The 19235-nt window shown below is 43.9% G+C and carries 16 protein-coding genes, 1 pseudogene and 1 riboswitch (1 of these 18 only partly in view); of the genes and pseudogenes, 10 read left to right on the top strand and 7 right to left on the bottom strand.

Going from position 1 to position 19235, the window contains the following annotated elements; all coding sequences use genetic code 11:
* Position 1: 1 nt before the first annotated feature.
* The 4 genes from CB4_RS19200 to CB4_RS19185 form a co-directional block, all read right to left on the bottom strand.
* Positions 2-1195, bottom strand: a complete 1194-nt coding sequence (locus tag CB4_RS19200; protein WP_096467306.1) for a 2,3-diketo-5-methylthiopentyl-1-phosphate enolase — start codon at positions 1193-1195, stop codon at positions 2-4.
* A 92-nt stretch (positions 1196-1287) separates the two neighbouring features.
* Positions 1288-1410: riboswitch (SAM riboswitch) on the bottom strand.
* Positions 1411-1477: 67 nt separating this feature from the next.
* Complete coding sequence (locus tag CB4_RS19195) at positions 1478-2545, bottom strand: FUSC family protein (protein WP_096467305.1); 1068 nt, start codon at positions 2543-2545, stop codon at positions 1478-1480.
* A gap of 175 nt (positions 2546-2720) precedes the next feature.
* Positions 2721-7205, bottom strand: coding sequence for a glutamate synthase-related protein (locus CB4_RS19190; protein WP_096467304.1), 4485 nt, complete (start codon positions 7203-7205; stop codon positions 2721-2723).
* Between the two features lie 514 nt (positions 7206-7719).
* Entirely contained in the window at positions 7720-9009 is a 1290-nt protein-coding gene (locus CB4_RS19185) for a glutamate-1-semialdehyde 2,1-aminomutase (RefSeq protein ID WP_096467303.1), read from the bottom strand.
* 127 nt (positions 9010-9136) lie between these two features.
* On the opposite strand from CB4_RS19185, the gene CB4_RS19180 reads away from it, so the two are divergent.
* Both CB4_RS19180 and CB4_RS19175 read left to right on the top strand, forming a co-directional pair.
* Positions 9137-10144, top strand: coding sequence for an ABC transporter ATP-binding protein (locus CB4_RS19180; RefSeq protein WP_096467302.1), 1008 nt, complete (start codon positions 9137-9139; stop codon positions 10142-10144).
* A complete protein-coding gene (locus tag CB4_RS19175) occupies positions 10137-10931 on the top strand; it encodes an ABC transporter permease (RefSeq protein ID WP_096467301.1) in 795 nt (264 codons plus the stop codon). Before CB4_RS19180 ends, CB4_RS19175 begins: the two co-directional genes overlap by 8 nt.
* Positions 10932-11120: 189 nt before the next feature.
* Here the strand turns inward: CB4_RS19175 and CB4_RS19170 are convergent, their stop codons facing one another.
* Entirely contained in the window at positions 11121-11474 is a 354-nt protein-coding gene (locus CB4_RS19170) for a hypothetical protein (protein ID WP_096467300.1), read from the bottom strand.
* Between the two features lie 12 nt (positions 11475-11486).
* Positions 11487-11807, bottom strand: a complete 321-nt coding sequence (locus CB4_RS19165) for a hypothetical protein (RefSeq protein WP_096467299.1) — start codon at positions 11805-11807, stop codon at positions 11487-11489.
* Between the two features lie 286 nt (positions 11808-12093).
* Between CB4_RS19165 and CB4_RS19160 the strand changes: the two genes are divergently transcribed.
* The 5 genes from CB4_RS19160 (at position 12094) to CB4_RS19140 (ending at position 15805) form a co-directional block, all read left to right on the top strand.
* Positions 12094-12393, top strand: a complete 300-nt coding sequence (locus CB4_RS19160) for a DUF3139 domain-containing protein (protein ID WP_157738068.1) — start codon at positions 12094-12096, stop codon at positions 12391-12393.
* Positions 12394-13110: 717 nt separating this feature from the next.
* Positions 13111-13386: a hypothetical protein gene (locus tag CB4_RS19155; protein WP_096467297.1), complete on the top strand. Its 276-nt coding sequence runs from the start codon at positions 13111-13113 to the stop codon at positions 13384-13386.
* 1080 nt (positions 13387-14466) lie between these two features.
* Positions 14467-14820, top strand: a complete 354-nt coding sequence (locus CB4_RS19150; RefSeq protein WP_096467296.1) for a zinc ribbon domain-containing protein — start codon at positions 14467-14469, stop codon at positions 14818-14820.
* Positions 14821-15083: 263 nt separating this feature from the next.
* The gene (locus tag CB4_RS19145; protein WP_096467295.1) at positions 15084-15380 is read left to right on the top strand and encodes a DUF5316 domain-containing protein; all 297 of its coding nucleotides are present in this window, start codon (positions 15084-15086) and stop codon (positions 15378-15380) included.
* A gap of 137 nt (positions 15381-15517) precedes the next feature.
* Positions 15518-15805: a hypothetical protein gene (locus CB4_RS19140; protein WP_096467294.1), complete on the top strand. Its 288-nt coding sequence runs from the start codon at positions 15518-15520 to the stop codon at positions 15803-15805.
* 9 nt (positions 15806-15814) lie between these two features.
* Here the strand turns inward: CB4_RS19140 and CB4_RS19135 are convergent.
* Positions 15815-16235, bottom strand: a pseudogene (locus CB4_RS19135) (IS4 family transposase); the annotation flags it as partial.
* A gap of 418 nt (positions 16236-16653) precedes the next feature.
* Between CB4_RS19135 and ytaF the strand changes: the two are divergent.
* The 3 genes from ytaF to CB4_RS19120 form a co-directional block, all read left to right on the top strand.
* A complete protein-coding gene (ytaF, locus tag CB4_RS19130; RefSeq protein WP_096467292.1) occupies positions 16654-17259 on the top strand; it encodes a sporulation membrane protein YtaF in 606 nt (201 codons plus the stop codon).
* A gap of 233 nt (positions 17260-17492) precedes the next feature.
* Positions 17493-18623: an S-layer homology domain-containing protein gene (locus CB4_RS19125; protein ID WP_096467291.1), complete on the top strand. Its 1131-nt coding sequence runs from the start codon at positions 17493-17495 to the stop codon at positions 18621-18623.
* A 95-nt stretch (positions 18624-18718) separates the two neighbouring features.
* Positions 18719-19235: the 5' portion of an ABC transporter permease gene (locus CB4_RS19120; RefSeq protein WP_096467290.1), read on the top strand. 269 nt of this gene lie beyond the right edge of the window; only the first 517 of its 786 coding nucleotides appear in the window; its start codon is at positions 18719-18721; the stop codon falls past the right edge of the window.

Raw genomic sequence — 19235 nt, 5'->3', positions numbered from 1 at the left:
GTTATGCGCCACCCCACTTATCGAGAGCAACCGCGAGCGGAGCATTGTTTGTAGCTGCTTCTTGTAATGTCTGACCATTCACGACTGCATCGATGGCAGCGCGGAATGCTCGACCACCGTCAGTCGCTCCATTCGGATGACCGTGTACACCGCCGCCTGCATTAATGATGACATCCGTACCGAAATCTTCATATAGTTGTGGCACAAGGCCCGGATGAATGCCAGCGGATGGAACCGGGAAGGCGGGAGCACCTGCGCTTTGTTCGGTTCGGGCATAATCAGCGATGGCCAGTGCTTCTTCACGTTCGAGTGCTACCGAGCCATACGGAGATGGATACAGGATGAAGTCTGCGCCTGCAAGGCGGTTTAGCTTGCCGAGCAGAAGCGGAGAGGCGATGCCGTAATCCGCTGCTTGATAGAAGGCACCGGCAAGTGACGGATGCGCCATCAGCGGCACGGTAATATCCGGGTCGGCAGCGAGACGATGCAAAATGTCAAAGCCGTATGGCAGCACATTCAGCAGGAGGCAGTTCGCTCCGTTCTCAATCGCATATTTGGCACGGTCAACAATCTCGTGTACCGGACCAGTCAGATTCGCTGCGTACAGCACAGGACGTCCAGCCTGTTCAATGATTCGATTATAAGCAGCCAGGCGTTCTTTCAGCGGGGCACGATTATCAACAAAAAAGATTTCATCGTCTTTAACAAGATCAACGCCACCTTCAATTTGTGCGGCGAACTGCGTTTCCAGGTCTTCAAGCGGTAGTCCGAGACACGATTTAAAGATGCTCATCAGAAGCGGGCGGTCATACACACCGAGCTTCTCCCGGATGCCCGTAATGCCGAATTTCGGTCCAGGAAATTGAGCAAGCAGGGAAGGTGGGAACTCAATGTCCAGCAGTTTGATTTTTCCATCCATCGACAGTTTGCCGAACACGGTTGTGAGCAGAGCCGGAATATCGGCTGTAATGTTGCCAGCTGGATAATTGATCGCAATCGTTCCTTGTTGGATGCCATTTGCTTCGCGCTCAATCCGCACATCCGCCACATTTCCGAGATAGGATGCGAGCAGTTCCTGGCGGGCAAGCGGGAGATCGGTCCAACTGCCAACTGTCATACCAACCGCGATACCTTGTGCTTTTTTATATAAATCTTTACCTTCTGTCTGATACGTCACTGTAATGAATTCACTCATAGTTTATAACCAGCCTTTCGCACGGAATGGTATACAAAAAACGCCCTCCTTCAGAAAGAAAGAGGGCGCTAACATACAAAATAAAGGCGTCAATCTTATCTTTCAGAATGAACCCATTCTGTAGGAATTAGCACCTTTCCTTTTCACCAAGAATGGTGAGCTAGCAGGTTGCCGGGCGTCATAGGGCCAGTCCCTCAGCCTTCTCGCGATAAGCGTTTTCGTACGATTTGAAATTATATTTCAAATTCTAAGTGGTAAAGAATAATGTGTCAACTATCTTTTTCAATTTTCTTCCCCGGTATGTGTGTGATAAGCGTATACAAGCTTGTTTAAATGTTCGAGCTGAGTGGCATACTCGAGCATCTCGGATACGACCGGGAATAGATGGAGCCAGTGCCCGTCATCTTCTTCCTCTGGTGTATGTTTAACTTTTGGATAGAGAGACATGAATTCATGCAGAAGACGCTGGTTTTCCTCATAAATAGACTCTGGCATCTGTCCGGTATCACGCGGCTTGAGTACTCCTTCATACAGCATGAGAATGTCCTGGTGATACGTAGTTAATTCTTCAATCTGTTTCTGGATGAGCGGGAACAAATGATGATCCGTCTCAAAGGAAGAATAAATATGCCGTTCAAAGGTGCGGAGCATATCCATTTCCTTATAGAGTACGACCAGCATCTGCCGGAATATGACCAGTTTTTTGCTGCTAGAATAGGTAACTTTGCGGAAGCGAGTTACTTCTTCTGTGTATAGGTCATACAGCGTTTCTACGCTTTTAAATCCTGTTTTAATCTTGATTTTTTCAGCCCGGAACGCCTTTTCTTCCATTTCATTATGGATGAGAGTTCGCATAAGCAAGGAGAATTTCTCACTCAGCTGTGTTACCTCGTCAAGCAGGCGCTTCTCATAGCGAGGTGGCAAGAATGCGGCATTCACGAGTGCCGCAGAGAAAATCCCGATGATGGTTAGAGAAAAACGGTTCCACGCAAACATCAAATCGTTGCCTGTCTGTGTCTCCATAACAGATACAACCGTTACGATACTAAGAACAAGACTCTCTTCGAGTTTTAAGCGTAAATTAATCAGAATGACGATCATGACGACGACACCGACAATGATCGGTTCTGACCCTAGGTAATACGCAGCAGCCACACCGAGCACAGCTCCGATTGCATTCGCTTCTAACTGTTCACGTAATTGTTTCCAGGTGCGGTACAGTGTTGGCTGAATACTGAGCGTAGCAGCGATTGCAGCAAGGGCTGGCGGCTTTAGTCCGAACCAGTTGCAGACGAACAGAGCGACGATGAGGGCAATGGCTGTTTTGATAATACGGGCTCCGACTCGCATAGATCCTCCCTATATAGTTGTCTAATAATGTATAGTACCACGAAATATGGATAGACGTAAGGAGTTTATTCAGATGAAAAAACAAAGGCAACCGCTCCTGGGAGAGAGCGGCTGCCGGTAAAGGTGGTAACTCACACTGCAAGTTGGGAGCTGTGCAGGTGAAAAGGAAACACAATTATTCAGTGGCAATCGATGGATCAGCCTGTTCTTTCACTGGCGTCAGCATCATAAAGTGCTCGCTTGCATCTGCAAGCAGGCATGCGATGTCTGCTGCTTTTTCTGGCTGTCCGCTTGCCTCAAGCTCCGCGATGTATTCGCCAAGCAAGTAGGCTATATCTTCTTTTCCTTTTGCATTCAGCGGCTGGATGGTTACTTTGGCCGCTTTGGCCAGACGGCGTGTAATTGCTGCTTCGTCGAGTCCTAATTCTGGCTGGATGCGAAGGTATACAGTACCGCCAGTCATGCCAGAGCACATCCACGGACCTGGATCACCCATTACGAGTGCGCGGCCATTGGTCATATATTCAAACGCAAAACCTTTGATATTGGCGCGTGCGCCGATACCGCCAGCTACGTCGTTTACAGGTTGTGTAAGTTCTCCGCCAATAATGACATCGGCTCCGGAGAGACGAATGCAGGCGCGTGCATCTGCATTACCCTGTACGATGTACAAACCTTTTTGTGCGCCATAGCAGAAGCTTTTGCCCACGGAGCCGTTGATGAATTCGCCGCGTGTATTTGGTGATTTCATAATCGCCACACGTCCACCGAATCCAGTTTTACCGACGCCATCTTGTGCACCGCCATGTACGCGGATTGATACGCCTTCTGCATTGAAAGCTGCGAGGCCGTTGCCTGGTACACAGCCGTTTGCGAATGTGAGCGAGACTTCCGGCAGATTCACATAGCTGCCATCCAGATATGGCTTGACACGGGCACCGGAATAACGGCTTCCGAGCACACGCTGGTCACTTAATACGTTTGTGAAAGTCTCGTTGATTGGCGCATTCGGTGAGGCATAGCTGTCTTCTTCTTCGATGACTTCACCATTCGGCGCAACAAGCACACGAGCTTCAACTGGCTCAGCAAGGGCGAATGGAGCGCTTGTCAGCATAGCGGACAGATCCATTTGTGTCAGGCCACGAGTTTGTACCAGCATATCCGCACGACCAACCATATCCTGTACACGGTCGAAGCCAAGTTCAGCTGTAATCGCACAAAGTTCTTCACCAATCGATGTAAACAGGCGCTTCAGATTTCCAACTGCTACGTCAAATACACGCGGTACGAATCGACGCAGGCCATGCTCTTGCGCTTCTTCTACCGACTCGATCTGTGTTGCGATCCCGACATGACATGTATCGAGATGACAGCCGCGGCATGTTGTACAGCCAACAGCCAGCATAGCCAGTGTACCGAAGCCAACGCGGTTAGCACCGAGCAAGATAAGTTTTGCTACATCGTGTGCACCTTTAACACCGCCATCTGCCCACAGTTCTACTTGATCGCGTAATCCAGCTTCGATCAGAGCAGTATGAGCCGCTTTTACGCCGATCTCAACCGGAAGACCTACGTGTTGAATGGCGTGGACACGGGCTGCTCCGGTACCCCCATCGAACCCGCTGAGTGTGATGTAGTCTGCACCCGCTTTGGCAACGCCGACTGCGATGGTTCCGATGTTCGGTACAATCGGTACTTTGATACACACTTTAGCCTGATGGTTCGCTGTTTTTAACTCCGTTACAATTTGTGCCAGATCTTCAATCGAATAAATATCGTGGTTATTCGATGGAGAGATCAAGTCAGAACCAAGGGTAGCGTTGCGGGCTGCGGCAACTTTTGCGGTTACTTTTCTACCTGGTAAGTGACCGCCTTCACCTGGTTTTGCCCCCTGACCGATTTTGATCTCAAGCAGGTTGGTCGAGTTAGCAAGCTCAACGTTTACTCCGAAGCGTCCGGATGCAACCTGTTGTCCGCGTGTTCGTGGATATTTGCCGAGCATATCTTTAATTTCGCCACCCTCACCGTTGAGGCTGATCATGTTTAATTGGTCAGCTGCTTCGGCATAAGCGCGGAATGCAGTTTCGTTTTGTGAACCGAACGACATCGAAGAGATGAGGAACGGCAGACTGTGTTCACCGATCGCTGTATCTACTGTTGCTGAGTCGACCGATTTTTCTGCTTTTTCTATAGTAAAGTCGGCCAGATGACGAATGGAGAGCGGATTTTCTTTTTCCTGCTCGATCAATTTATCGGCGAATTCACGGTACGGCAGGCTGCCGGACGCTACCTCTCCGATTGATTTCCAGACGCGCGGCCACATGTGGAAAATCTTCGCCGGACGTGCATCATCCATGCCGAATTCTTCATAACGTGCTTTGCTGTCTGCTTCCAGATCGGCAAATGATGTACCGGCTGTGTTACTGCCGCAGAAGTTTACGATGCCTAGTACGTCAGCAACTTCTGTATGCAGGCCGATGGAGGAGAACAGGCGGGCATAGCCACGAAGTTCATGAATCCCGATCGTTGAAATAACTTTTTCAAGACCTTTTGTCAGCGTGTTATACAGGTTTCCTACCGCCTGTACGTTTCCTTTTGCATATGCAGCAGCAAAGAGGAGGTATGGAGACACCGCATCAGCTCCTAGACCGAATGAAATCGCAAGGTCATGCAGGTTGCGAATCGCAGCAGAACGGAGCACAAGACTTACCTGACGGCGTAGATTGCCGGATGCGGATGGAGCCGTTTTGAGTGCCTGATCTACTTTGGATATGACCAGATGCGGATCAATCCAGTACTGTTCATCTTGATGAGAGGCACTATCATCAAGCAAAATGACACGAGCGCCCACTTGTGCGGATTGTATCGCACTAGTTGCAATGCGTTCGAGTGCTTGAGGAATCGTTTCGCCTGCTGTGAAAAACACGGGAAGGATATGCTCATGATCGCCGAAATGCTCCATTAATTGTTCAACAGAAACGGTATTCAGCTGATCAGCGAGTTCTTGCGCTTCCGTACCTTCGAGCAAGATCGGAGACGGAACTTCAATGCTAGCAGTGAGCGTTCCATTTTGTGGGAACAGATCAGGGCGTCCGCCGAGTACCATGCGCGTCGAGAAATGCTCAATCTCACGTTCGCGGTCAATCGCCGGATTGGTAACGACCGCTACGCTTTCTTTAATGAAGTCAGCGAGATTCTGGCGAGCACTGGAAATTGCTGCAAGTGGTGCATCATGGCCCAGAGAACGAATTGGTTCCGCGCCATTGGTAGACATCTGCTCAGCAAGCTGAATGTGTTCGCGCTCCCAGCCAAATGCTGCATACTGCTGATTGCTTACGGATTCAAGAATCTCAAATGGTGCCTTTGCTTTGGCTATTTTCGGGAACGAAAGCTGGGTGCGGAAGCCTGCGAAGTCTGCACGTTTTCCAGATCGTTCTAGAATGAGATTTTGCACGTCGCTGTGGGAGAGAACGGTAATCGGCTGTCCTGGATTGAGCTGTACGCCGACTTTCTCACCTGGAGCAAGTGCCTTCGGTTCACGCACCATCTCATAAACCGGGATTACGCCCTGTTCAGAGGAGAAATATAAGGACGTTTCGCTTTCAACCATCCATACTGGACGCAGACCGAGTGCATCGACACTGAAAATACATTCATTGCCGTAGCGTGATACGATTCCGGCTGGACCTTGTGCATAATGGCCCCATGTCTGACGGTAGTATACGTATAAATCCTGCAGTTCTGGGCGCAGGTTTTTCATTTCATTAATAATTGGCGGGAAGATCATTTCCATCGCCTCGAATAAGGAAAGGCCGTAGCGGTGAATGAGCGATTCTGCCGTGCGATTCATGTTTTGTGAATCACTTCCGCCTTTTACGAGGCTAACGCCAAGCATTTCCGCTTCATTTTCAAGTTTACGGATCGTATTGATTTCTCCGTTGTGGCCAAGAAGCGTAAATGGCTGCACACGGAAGAAGTTGGATAATGTATTAGTAGAATAGCGATTATGTCCGATCGTAGCAGAAGAGGCAAACTCTGGCTGCTGAATATCCTGGAAATATTCTGGTAAAATGTTTGCCGCCCCCATAACTTTATAGGAAGCTGAGTGGTTGCTTAAGGAAGCAACATGTACGTTGTAGGTTTCTTCAATCGTAATGAGTAGCTCAAACAGTTCGTTTTCGATCTTGTTTGATCCGGTGTATTGGCATGCGATCTGCCAGAATACAGGCTCGTCTGCCCGACCATTCTTGCCAAGCACATGGCTGTTCACTGCACTCGCTTGTTCAAGCTCAATGGTAAGCGAAGCAGATGCAAACATAGCACGAATACCTGCTTTCACATCTTCTACATCATGTCCTGTAGTCGGAATGAAGATATGACCTACAGCAAAGGAAGAAGAGTAAGCCAGTTCGGTTGAATTGTCGGCAGCGGCAAGCTTCTTTGCCCACAATTCACGTGGGATATCACCGACAATCCCGCAACCATCACCTTCACCGTCGATAAAACCGGAACGGTGTTCCATCTTAATTAGCGCATCAATGATCTTGGAAATATTATCACGATGCGGTTGTCCGTTCTTCTCAATAATGGCGACAATCCCACAGCTATCATGTTCTTCAGCCAGATGATTGCGAAAATTACCGAAATCTGCTCTCTTCATCGTTTCGGTCAGCTAAACTGACCTTCACCTCCCAATAAACAATAAATCTCTCGCTGTCCTTATCGGAATCGAGGTAAATCCACGGCTATTTTCTATTTATATGCATGCCGTTTCGTGTACGAAAACCAAACTTCCGGGGCAGTTCGACAAAATGAAAGTAAACTGAACTGTCGGAAAAGTATTTATAGAATATCATGAAATGACGAACGCTACAATATAGAAAATGATTAAATATTCATATGAAAGCGATTTATTTAAGTCAAAATTGAATTGATTAAAAAATTAGAATATAAAGCACTGGTTCTTTTACACGAACATTAATTAAGAAAATACATGTTAATGTTCGTATGCGAAACTGCATTTCACATTCTTTTGTATGCGTGAAGATGTGAGAATACTAAATGTTATATTGCATGACATTATAATGATTTCTTTGAAATATTTGTGCCAATATAAAAGGGCGCTATTGCATTAGCGCCCTTTTATCGGTGAATCAAATGTATATTTATTATATTTATTGCATCTTTATGAATGATTTTTTTGCTGCTTCAATGGTGCGGATAATGTCGTTTTCTGTATGAGCCGTTGTAATAAACCATGCCTCATACTTCGAAGGAGCTAGGCAGATGCCTTCTTCGAGAATAGCGCGGAAGAAACGAGCAAACGCTTCTCCATCAGCAGCGAGGGCGTCTTCATAATTTTTTACCGGTTGATCGGTGAAGTACATAGCGAGAGCTCCGACAACACGATTAATAGTTACAGCAACGCCTGTTTCTTCTGCAGCCTGCTTCAGCCCATCCCCGAGCATTTTGCCGAAACGATGCATTTCTTCATAGACTCCTGGTTGTTCGAGCACCTCTAGGCAGGCGATACCGGCTTGCATAGAGATTGGATTACCAGCATGAGTACCTGCCTGGTAGGCTGGGCCAAGCGGTGCGACTGTCTCCATGATTTCTTTGCGGCCGCCATATGCACCGATCGGAAGACCGCCCCCGATGATTTTGCCAAGTGCAGTCAGGTCAGGTTCAATACCAAGCAGGTTTTGTGCGCCGCCGTATAAGAAGCGGAAGCCGGTAATTACCTCATCAAAAATGACAAGAGCGCCTGCTTCGTGTGTGATGCGCTTCACTTCTTCCAGAAAACCTTCTTCCGGTGCTACAATACCGAAGTTACCAACGATAGGTTCAACGAGTACGGCAGCGACTTCCTCGCCCCATTTCGCAATGGCATCTTTAAAAGCGGCAACATCATTAAATGGAACCGTGATCACTTCACTTGCAATTGATTGCGGGATGCCAGCGCTGTCTGGGATGCCGAGTGTGGATGGACCGGAGCCTGCTGCGACGAGTACAAGGTCTGAATGACCGTGATAGCATCCGGCAAACTTCATGATCTTGTTGCGTCCTGTGTAAGCGCGGGCTACGCGAATGGTAGTCATGACAGCTTCGGTACCGGAGTTGTTGAAGCGGATTTTTTCCATAGAAGGGATTGCTTCACGAATTTTACGGGCAAATATCGTTTCCCATGGAGTTGGAGTTCCGTACAGGACCCCGTTTTCGGCAGCATGTGTGATCGCTGCTGTTACATGGGGATGAGCATGTCCGGTAATGATAGGACCGTATGCGGCAAGGTAGTCGATATATTTGTTGCCGTCAACATCCCAGAAATAAGCACCTTGTGCCCGTTCCATCGTAACGGGTGCGCCACCGCCTACTGCCTTAAAAGCGCGCGACGGGCTATTCACGCCGCCGACAATAACATCAAGAGCGTCGTCGTATATTTGTTCAGAACGTGTAAAATCCATTGGTGATTCCTCCTCGTTGAATGTGTCCATCTTACTGTACCATTAATGAAAAGAAGTTGTAAAAGCGGTATGATAGCTAGTAGTGTGTTACCACGCAGTAAGTATTTGTGGGAGAAAGGGAGTTTGTATGTTACGAATTGAAAGCAAAGGACTGACAAAAGAGTTTAAATCATATACAAGCCGTCCGGGTCTCTCCGGGGCGTTCCGTGATTTGTTTAACCGTCAATATAAAACGATGCGGGCGGTGGACGGCATTGATCTACAGATTGAACCCGGTGAGATTGTCGGCTACATCGGGGAGAATGGAGCTGGAAAATCGACTACGATCAAAATGCTCACCGGGATTCTCATGCCGACATCTGGGTACTTGCGTGTAAATGGCATGGACCCTCACCGGGAACGGGAGAAATTCGTGCAGACGATTGGGGTCGTGTTTGGCCAGCGTAGCCAGCTCTGGTGGGATATTGCTGTACAAGAATCATTCAGCCTACTCAAAAAGGTATATCGCATCCCAGATGAGCAGTACAAAAAACATATGGGGCATGTCATTGATGTACTGAATATTGATGAATTGCTGACGAAGCCGGTACGTAAGCTCAGTCTTGGCCAGCGGATGCGCTGTGAATTAGCGGCAGCCTTGATTCATAATCCGCCGCTCTTGTTTCTTGATGAGCCGACGATCGGGCTTGATGTACTCGTAAAACTGAACATCCGTGATTTCCTGAAAGAAATGAACGAAACGTACGGAACAACGATTCTGCTCACCACCCATGATCTGTCTGACATTGAAGCGTTGTCTTCCCGCGTTGTGATGCTTGATAGTGGCAAGATTATTTATGATGGCGGGCTGAATGAGCTTCGGACAACATGGGGAGATCAAAAGCGGATTGTGATGGAATTCGTTCACCCGGCGGATGTTGTGCGATTGCAGCAGTTAACCGGACCGCTGCCCGTTGTGTGGGAAAAAGAAAATGATGTGCGATTCCACGCTCTGATTAGCGAAGGGGATCTGGCCGTATCGGATCTGCTGGCTCGGATTATTCCGCACTATGAAGTAAAAGATATCTCCATTGAAGCTGTCAGTACGGAGGAAATTGTGCGCAATATTTATCAGGAAGGGATCAATCATGTTTAGCATGTATGCGGAAATCATCCGCATCCGGTTTTTGACGATGCTGGCGTACCGTGTGAATTACTACAGCGGCATCATTATTTATGCGATCAATATCGGCGCATATTACTTTCTGTGGAACGCGATTTATGGTGGACAGCCTACGATGGGCGGGTTGACCGCGCATCAGATGGTGACGTATGTGGCGATTAGCTGGATGGCTCGTGCATTTTACTTCAATAACATTGACCGGGAGATGGCGCAGGACATTAAAGAAGGCAAAGTGGCTATTGAAATGATTCGACCTTATAACTATCTGGTTGTCAAAATGATGCAGGGGCTTGGAGAAGGGATTTTCCGATTGTTGTTCTTCTCGATTCCAGGCATGGTCATTGTCAGTTTTATCTTTCCGATCAGCTTTCCGTCCGATGTTTTGATCTGGAGCTGGTATGCAGTTAGTCTTGTATTCAGTTTTATTATCAACACCCAGATTAACCTGATTACTGGGCTGTTGACGTTTTTCTTTTATAACAATGAAGGGCTAATGCACGCCAAGCGGGTTATTGTGGACCTGTTCTCTGGTTTAATTCTGCCGATTAGCTTTTATCCGTTGTGGGCGCAGCATATTTTGCAGTATCTTCCGTTTCAGGCGATCAGCTACGTGCCAGGTGTCATATTTACAGGTGTATTAACCGGAGAGAAGCTTTATCATGCATTGTTCATTCAGAGTGTATGGGTGGTGGCACTTCTGATTCCGATTTCTCTAATGTGGTGGCAGGCTAGACGAAATGTGATCATACAGGGTGGATAACCATATGGATTTTTGTGAAGAGAGAAAAGCCTTGATATATAAGGATTTCTCTCTTCTTTTTCTCTTTAGAACTCACATTTCACACCCTCCGTATGAGGGCAGAAGGTGAATTTTGAAAGCATTTGAGAAGAGACGACAACAAGCGATGGCTATTTTCCGTAGATAACCATCGCTGTAGAAAGTATGCAACTATCCAAGATAAATCGATTCGTCTAGATCGAGGGAAGTTAATACACGTCTTTGTTCTTTCGTTAACGACTGATCAAATTGGCGGATTCGTGTTCCGTTTGTACCTCGTAATACGACAACTTGTAGATATTTGAAAATGTGAAAAATGGCTTCTCCCGTTGGCTTTTTTAGAATGCGGCCTCCGGCTCCACGCATCGGTTGTTGCTCGGTAATGTGCTGGCGAATGCGGCGTTGAAATACCCGGTACACGGTAAGTGCAAGGAGAAACAGGTAGCCAAGTACCTTTACACGCTCAGGCTTCTTTAGGTAGATTTCATCCGTATAGACAGGATCTTTTAAAAATGAAAAATTCATCTCGATATGAATCTATCCCTTGTACAGTCCAAGTACGGCTGTCCCATCCATCAATTCGTTATGCCACTCCTTTGGGAGTGTCGTAGCTAACACAAACCGGGAAGCTTTCCGCCTCGCTTGTTGAACTAACGCCTCCTCTTCTGTATAAATCAGGTTTAACACATACAACGTATCCGTCTCTGGTTGAGCGTCCTGCTTCGGACGTCCACGTTCCTTACGAACGACTTCCTGTTCGGTGATCAAGCCAGATACATGATGAAACCGAAGCTTTTGATTTTCTACCCATGTGTCCCACGCCGCTTCCGCATCTTTCAGACAATGCATGACCTTCATGCTCCGTAGCTCTCTCAAACCAGTGGTCCATTTGTTGGGTGAGTTTCAAGTCATCCATAATGGCGCTTAGGATGTGTAAATAGTTAGCCTGATAGATGCCTTCGATTTGAATCATTGATTTCCGCTCCTTTAGTCTGTAATCAATGATTCTAACATACACGGAAATGGCCCATTTTTAGAGAGCTAGGGGTGCGGAATGTGAGTTATATGATAAAATAAGGAAAATAAAAAGGGGGGAATACATATAATAAAACGAATTTTTATTCTATCTTTATTGATCGTTCTCTTGCTTGTTATCATTCGATTAAGTATATACAAGTTCACTGCCGGAGAGAGTATCGAGCGAGATGAAATTATCGCTGCTACAACTTGGAAACTACAGCAAGAAGGTTATAAAAAAGAGGACATTTCATCTATTAAATCTAGGTATGACTTTATGACAGGGGTTTTGCCATATAAGTATGATTCTGAGGTAATTTTTAAAGACGAGTCAGAAGCCCGCTATTATTATGGCTGGAATGATAAAAATAAAAACTTTGTAAACCAAAGTGGATATAGTGGCGATGCTAAAAAACACAAAAAATAAAGCTGAAAGCCGTTCTAAATAAGGAACGGCTTGTTTACATTCTGCAGATTATCGGATGCTCCGTCTTTTTTTTTTTGTTAAAATAAGTAAAAAAAGAGAGGCGGATGAAAAGGGTTATTATATGGTTTACAAGCATCATTTTTGTATTCGTTATACTTTCTATCGTACTAGCAACGTCTATAGTGTGGAAATGATTAACCATTTAAGATTCTAAAGTAAAAGTAGTTATCCTAAGCAGTTATACTGATTCACTAGGATAACTGGGGTTATCGGAGGTAATTTGTACGAACAATTCTTTTCCAGATTAAAGTTATTTATCCGGCGTAAAGAGAGTTACAATTAAAATTAAAAAAGCTGTTGTATAGACAATCATTTCTATAACAGCAAAAACAATGGAGTCACTATGTATGAAGACTATATTGACTAAAGTAACAATAGCTAGTGCCAGAAGAAGAAACCTTAACACTCGAATAGATTTCAAAATAAATCCCCCCTTCTCAAACTAAACGTGCAGAAGAGAAGTTAGTTTCCTTTATTTTACTCATGATGAGAGGGAGATGTTAATTCCCTTATAGGTGTCTTGTTGCCAACTTTAAGAATAAAGCAGCTCCCTGGTCTATACAAGAGAGCTGCTTTTTACATAAGTGAAATTATCGGACGTACACCACCTAAAAGCGAATTTTATGGTAATATATAGTAAGGGTAGGTGGTGATCTTTTGGAAAAAAGGTTAGTTAAATCAGGAATATATGGCTTTGCTTTAGGAATGTTAATCATGGCGTTAGTTATCCCTCAAACGATTACAACTACAGAAATCACAACAAAGGAATACATAATGAACCTACTACGAGGGATTAGTAGCTTTACATTATCCGCCATAGTCGGCACTTTTATTTCAGAAATCTTAGGCAAAGATAGACAAACTTATATCATTATTTTTTTGGTAGTTTTCTTTCTTGTTTTATATTCACTTTCACAGATTCATGTTGACTAGCCACTGTATTTTAGAAGTGGCTAGTTTCCGTAACTGAGGTTATCGGACGTTGAATGTAAGAATTGTAAAATTCTCTTGCTGTTTTATTAAGAAATTTCTATGTACAATTTTTTGAAAAGAGTAAAACGAGGGAGAATAATGATACCTAAAGGTCAGATATTACTTACTATTATTTTTATTTTACTTATACCAATTGGTATAAGTGGATTGAAAAGTCTAGATAAGGTAAATGAAAAGTTAAGCATATTTTAAAAAAGTACGCCCTCTTATATGATTTTTGGGAAATATGGTGTTTCACCCGATGGATGGAATCGTTTCTGGCTTAAAGTTATATGTATAACAATGATTTTCATGGGTCTTGCAATGATTTTTATTCTTATAGGAGTAGTGGCGGGAGTGTTGTCACCGGCAGCAAAGTAACTGTATTTATAATTTGGGAATTTAACATAGTTAAGCTATATAGGGTATCTTTTATTCTTACATGCGGCGAGACCCCTAAAAGTAAACAAACCAGCTTAGAGCGTTATTGTTGTACTTGGTGTATTTTTCTCCATTTTAGGAATTTGGGCATTTTATAAATATAAAAGTGATATCTCAATACAAACTCATCAAATTCAAAACTAAAACATAAAAGCAGCTCCCATGGGTCAGGGAGTTACTTCTTACATAACGGAGGTTACCGGACTTTATTTATATTACCTCTTAATTATTCTTCAATCCCATAAGCATAGAACTCTACATAACCGCACTTTGGACAAACATACGGTATCACTTCAACTGAATTAGTAGTGCTAACTAAAAAGTTATTCTTTTTCAATGATAAAGCGAACATTCCGTGCATCCCTTCAACGTGAGCACGTTTTTGTCCAGTTTCGCATTTAGGACATATTTTCCCCAACACCATTCACCCCGTTGGCATAATACTACCTTGATAAAATCTACAAAACAGATTTCTTTACAAGTAGCTATTCCCCTTTTTTTATATAAGCGACATTATCGGATATTTTAATGGTTTGAAATCGGAAGTTAATGCTTATTATTTCTGCTAATTTATTCAAATGATAATTTTTAGGAGGGTGTATGAGCAAAACATTCGGAGTAGGTATGATGGCAGTCGGCATTATTTGTTTAGTAAGTTCAATGTTTGAATTCTTTACTTTAGACATGTGGGAAATACCGAGATTCTCTTGGCTTCCCTTTGTCGGTATGCCACTTATATTTTTTGGATTCGTTCTACTTGGCCCCCATATCCAGCGCTATTGGTTAAAACGAAATGGTGATATAATCCGCGATTCAATGAAACTAATGGGACAGGGATTACAAGAAGGATTAGGAGAAGAGATTCACTGCCCAAAATGTAATTCTACGAATAAACGGAGCGCCAATTTTTGCGCACATTGTGGTACTCCACTTCAAAAGGGAGAGTATCAATGAAAGAATTCAGTATGATGACAGCTATTTTTCAGGTTGGTGCCATCGTCTTTACCTGTGCTTTATTTTATATCGTATACCTTTTGATTAAAAAACTAAGAAAATAAAAGAGAAAAACAAGTCACTTAACTTAAGGTGGCTTGTTTACATTCTGTGAATTATCGGACGTTAAAAGATTTAATTTCCATAAAAATGTAATATTATTTCCTTTTATTTCAGTTATTTAAGTGAAATAATTTTACTTAAATAAACGAGGGGGAAAGAAAATGAAATCTCTAATTTCGATAGGTATAGGCTTTATTATCCTACTATTCATTTTCGCTGTTACTCAAGATTATGCATTGGCTATGAAGTATGCAGGCTATACAGGCGGTGCTTTCTTAGCCTTAGCTGCTGTGGTTTCAGGAGCAGATGGGAGTGGCGATCGAATCCGGGCAAATTATTCGGATAAAGAAGATTGGAAAATGCGAATGAATTGGGGATGGCATCTTTTACTTATTGGTGCTATAAACCTTGCTGCATGCATTATTATTTATGCCTACGTAGTTAAACCAACGTTGTAACCTTTTATAAAACATAACGAACTATAAAGAGCTAATGCTTAGAGGTATTGGCTCTTTGTTTTTTTCAGTTAACGTAACCGGGATTACCGGACATAATCACCTTCCTGCGTGGTGAAATGAGGAAAAGGAGTGCGAGCATGTTTAAAAAATTTGCATTTTGGTTTGTTATTGCGAGCCTAGTTATTTGTATCAATGACTATGTAGGGAACGATGATAAGCATCTTTTATTCTTTTCAGGAGGGATAGAGCCAATTATGTTTAAGGCTATTTACACAGAGTCTTTCCGCAGCTTAATTTTTGATGAAGTAACTCGTCGCATCCTCCCTTTAGGATATGTATTGCATATCACTCTAGCTTTTTTATATGGGTTCTTACTGGATTTATTAATATATTTATTTCGTAAAGCTAATGCCAGCCTTAAATAAGGACTGGCATTAGTTATTTACTAAACTTTCGCAGCCTAAGTCAGGCAAGTAAGCCTCGATGTAGCTAGGCAAAGTCGAAATCCATTGTTGAAGTTGACTTTGAATCAATTTTGCGATCTTCTTATTGGACTTTCTCGCAAAGCGCAAGAAATAAACCACCCAATGTACGTCGATCGGTACTTTGGCGGTTCTGCCAAGCCAATACAATATACCGAGAAAATACAATCGTGGTATGACTAACAAGCAAGTCGTACGACCGCCCATGGAACTCTTTTTGCAAGCGCAACAAAGATTTCGTGCATTTGAAGAAGACTTCAATATCCCAGCGGATCCCGTAAGTTTCAATAATTTCTTCTTCTGTTAGAAATAAGTCTGTACACAAAATAGCCAGCCATTCTTTTTTCTTAGAACGGTGGCGAACAAATACCATGGTAATCGGAATTCCCGCTAATTGAGCGTGAACAGAACGTAGAATTCCTTTATTATTTCCTTAGATTGGCGTTGCAACATAGTAAAGTTCCTGTAAGGATAAGCGTTGTTCTCCCACTTGATAGTGCTTTTTATCTGCTTTTACCATACCAATAAGATCGAATCCTCTTTCGACTTTCAGCTCATATTTCAGCGGAATTGTACCTATCCCTTATAAAGTAAGGATTTCCATAACTTATCGCTCTGCGAAAGTTGAGTAAATAAAAACAACTGACTTGGAGACGGGTCGGTTGTTTTTATTTGTCTAACAGTGTAGCTTGCTTCTTTCGCTAAATTTAATGTACTACCGGCACTGATTTTCAAGTTATTACATATTGTTAGATAGGCGAATGTTTAGTAAGCAGAAAGGGAGGGTTTTCATGCATTGGCTTTCAGTGTTAGCGATTGCGTTTGCGTCTAACTTGGATAATTTGGCAATCGGGCTTGCTTTTGGAGTACGTTCTACAAGGATACCGATTATGTCGAATTTCATTATTGCTTTGATTACGATGGTAGGCACGTATTTGTCTATGACAATCGGGGAGATTATGGCTTTCTATATGTCGGAGTTTGTGGCTAATCTTCTAGGAGCGATGTTGATTTCCGGTATTGGTCTTTGGACAATTATAGATAATTGGCGGAAAGGCGGAGCAGAGACTCTTGTTTCACACCAGGAGACTTCAGGTGATCCGATTCGAAATCCGTATGCTGCTGATGTTGACAAAAATAATATCATTTCGATGAAGGAATCCGTCGCGTTAGGTGTAGCATTGGCAATGAACAATATAGCAATTGGGATCGGTGCAGGTGCGACTAATGTATCTCCGTTACTTACAACAATGTTTGCTGGTTTGTTTTCCCTCATTTTTATTGGCTTTGGCTCTAAGGTGGGATATGTAATGGCACGTACATGGTTTGGGAAATACTCAGGGATCATAGGTGGTGTTTTATTATTTTTGATTGGCATTTACGAAATGATTGCCTAGACACTCCTTTGTTTAGGCAGGGTGGTTAAATGATCCTATAAATTAAAAAAAATCAAATTTTATTACTAAAATATAACCATAGTTCCATATTCGAGTATCTTTTACAATAGAACATAGCATGAGGTTAATTTTACATACCGCCTTTATAACTATGGATATTGTAGGAACTAGAGTTTCTTCCTTCCAGATACTGCGTACAGGCGCTGGGATTTCAAGAAAGGAACAATGGAAATATGGACATACAACGGACTGTGAAAAAATGGGGAATAGCTATGACTGCAGGTGCAGTACTTGGAACAGGTGTAATAACTCCTGTATCTGCCGCCCCGCAGCATGAAACAAAAGAGTTACAGGTACTGGATAGCTATCTTCCAGAAGATATTGCAAAGCATTGGGCGCGCAACAAAGTCTATGATATGGTACATGCCGGATATGTAAATGGCTACACAGATGCTAGCGGCACGGTAACCGTTCGGCCTGATCGCAAAATCACCCGGGCTGAGTTCGTGGAGTTGCTCGTAAAGACGCTCGGACTGAAAAAGTCCCCGGATCGTGAGCCGAAAAGCTTTTCAGATGTAGATTCGAGTGAATGGTACTACAATTCAGTTACAATTGCGAGCTCGCTTGGGATTGTAAGCGGGACTACGGAATCATCGTTTGGACCGGAGCGGTATATTACGCGTGGCGAGATTGCAGCTTTGCTTGTACGGGCATTTGCGTATACGATTGCATTTGATGAAGGAACGACCAGGCATTTTAAAGATGTAGGAAACACATACTGGGCTAGCCGAGAGATTGATAAGGCGAGTCGAGCAGGAGTCATTAGTGGTTATAAGGGAAATGTATTCAAGCCATTTGAATATGCCACACGCGCCGAAGCGATGACGATGTTATATAATGCTCTATATTTAGAAGAAAATGCGGTACCGACAGATAAGGCACTTCTTGACCTCGTCAAGACGATCGAAGAGGAGCGGAGTCGTGCACTGCTTGCGGTGGACCCAAATCGTCTGAAAGAAATTGTTGACGCACGTTATGCAGGCTACTATAAGGCGCTTCAAAATGTAGAAGTTCTTCTATTACGTAAGGCCAAAGAACAGGGATATGAAGTGAGTATCAGCCGAACAGGGGAATTGACGGAAAAAGTTCTTGGTAAATGGAACCGAATTGCACTTGTAGAAGTGGACGGTGCTGAATATACGCTTACTGCTAAAAAAGATGGAGAGGAATGGAAGGCTGTTGAGAAATTCAAAGGGGTAGTTATGCTGAAAAAAGATCCGACAACAAACGAATGGCGGATTTATACATCGGACATTCAGTTGTTCGCCACGAAACAGCTTCTCGAAAAACTCGGCATCAAATAAAAATAAAACCCCGGTCTGCTACAGCGGACCGGGGTTTCGCATGTTGACTTCGGTAAAAGAAAGCATAACAATGATAAACGAAAGGAGATCTGTTCATGTTTTATTTATCGCTGTTCTGGGATTATTTGAAGCAGTATTTCAAGATGCGTCTGGCGTATCGGATGGATTTTGTGAACGGAATCGTATCGGATTTTGTGTTTCAGGCAACGAATTTGATTTTTATTCTTGTTGTGTTCCAACATACGAGTGTGCTCAAAGGTTGGACGCGCGATGAAATTATTTTTATTTATGGTTTCTTCCTGGTTCCGTATGCTGTATTTACGACGTTTTTCAATCTGTGGGAGTTTCAGGAGAAATACATCATTCGCGGGGAGATGGACCGGGTTCTGACGCGACCTGCCCATAATTTGTTTCAAGTTATGCTCGAAACGATGGACCCGCAGTCGCTTGTCGGGGCGGTGACGGGCATTGTCATTATGGTGTATGCAGGGGCCAATATGGGACTTGATGTTGCCTGGTACGATCCGTTGATGTTTCTGTTGCTTGTTGCTTCCGGTGCGCTTGTGTATGGAGGAGTTTATACAGGAATTGCAGCGATCGGCTTTTTCTCGG

This window comes from Aneurinibacillus soli (genome assembly GCF_002355375.1).
Taxonomy (GTDB): domain Bacteria; phylum Bacillota; class Bacilli; order Aneurinibacillales; family Aneurinibacillaceae; genus Aneurinibacillus; species Aneurinibacillus soli.
The sequence above is the reverse complement of the archived record's forward strand: the minus strand, read 5'-3'. Positions and strand labels throughout refer to the sequence as shown.

Bases quoted from the DNA above. Each gene is read 5' to 3' on its own strand.
- CB4_RS19200 (WP_096467306.1), bottom strand. From the start codon at position 1,195: ATGAGTGAATTCATTACAGTGACGTATCAGACAGAAGGTAAAGATTTA.
- CB4_RS19195 (WP_096467305.1), bottom strand. From the start codon at position 2,545: ATGCGAGTCGGAGCCCGTATTATCAAAACAGCCATTGCCCTCATCGTC.
- CB4_RS19190 (WP_096467304.1), bottom strand. From the start codon at position 7,205: ATGAAGAGAGCAGATTTCGGTAATTTTCGCAATCATCTGGCTGAAGAA.
- CB4_RS19185 (WP_096467303.1), bottom strand. From the start codon at position 9,009: ATGGATTTTACACGTTCTGAACAAATATACGACGACGCTCTTGATGTT.
- CB4_RS19180 (WP_096467302.1), top strand. From the start codon at position 9,137: ATGTTACGAATTGAAAGCAAAGGACTGACAAAAGAGTTTAAATCATAT.
- CB4_RS19175 (WP_096467301.1), top strand. From the start codon at position 10,137: ATGTTTAGCATGTATGCGGAAATCATCCGCATCCGGTTTTTGACGATG.
- CB4_RS19170 (WP_096467300.1), bottom strand. From the start codon at position 11,474: ATGAATTTTTCATTTTTAAAAGATCCTGTCTATACGGATGAAATCTAC.
- CB4_RS19165 (WP_096467299.1), bottom strand. From the start codon at position 11,807: ATGAAGGTCATGCATTGTCTGAAAGATGCGGAAGCGGCGTGGGACACA.
- CB4_RS19150 (WP_096467296.1), top strand. From the start codon at position 14,467: ATGAGCAAAACATTCGGAGTAGGTATGATGGCAGTCGGCATTATTTGT.
- CB4_RS19145 (WP_096467295.1), top strand. From the start codon at position 15,084: ATGAAATCTCTAATTTCGATAGGTATAGGCTTTATTATCCTACTATTC.
- CB4_RS19140 (WP_096467294.1), top strand. From the start codon at position 15,518: ATGTTTAAAAAATTTGCATTTTGGTTTGTTATTGCGAGCCTAGTTATT.
- ytaF (WP_096467292.1), top strand. From the start codon at position 16,654: ATGCATTGGCTTTCAGTGTTAGCGATTGCGTTTGCGTCTAACTTGGAT.
- CB4_RS19125 (WP_096467291.1), top strand. From the start codon at position 17,493: ATGGACATACAACGGACTGTGAAAAAATGGGGAATAGCTATGACTGCA.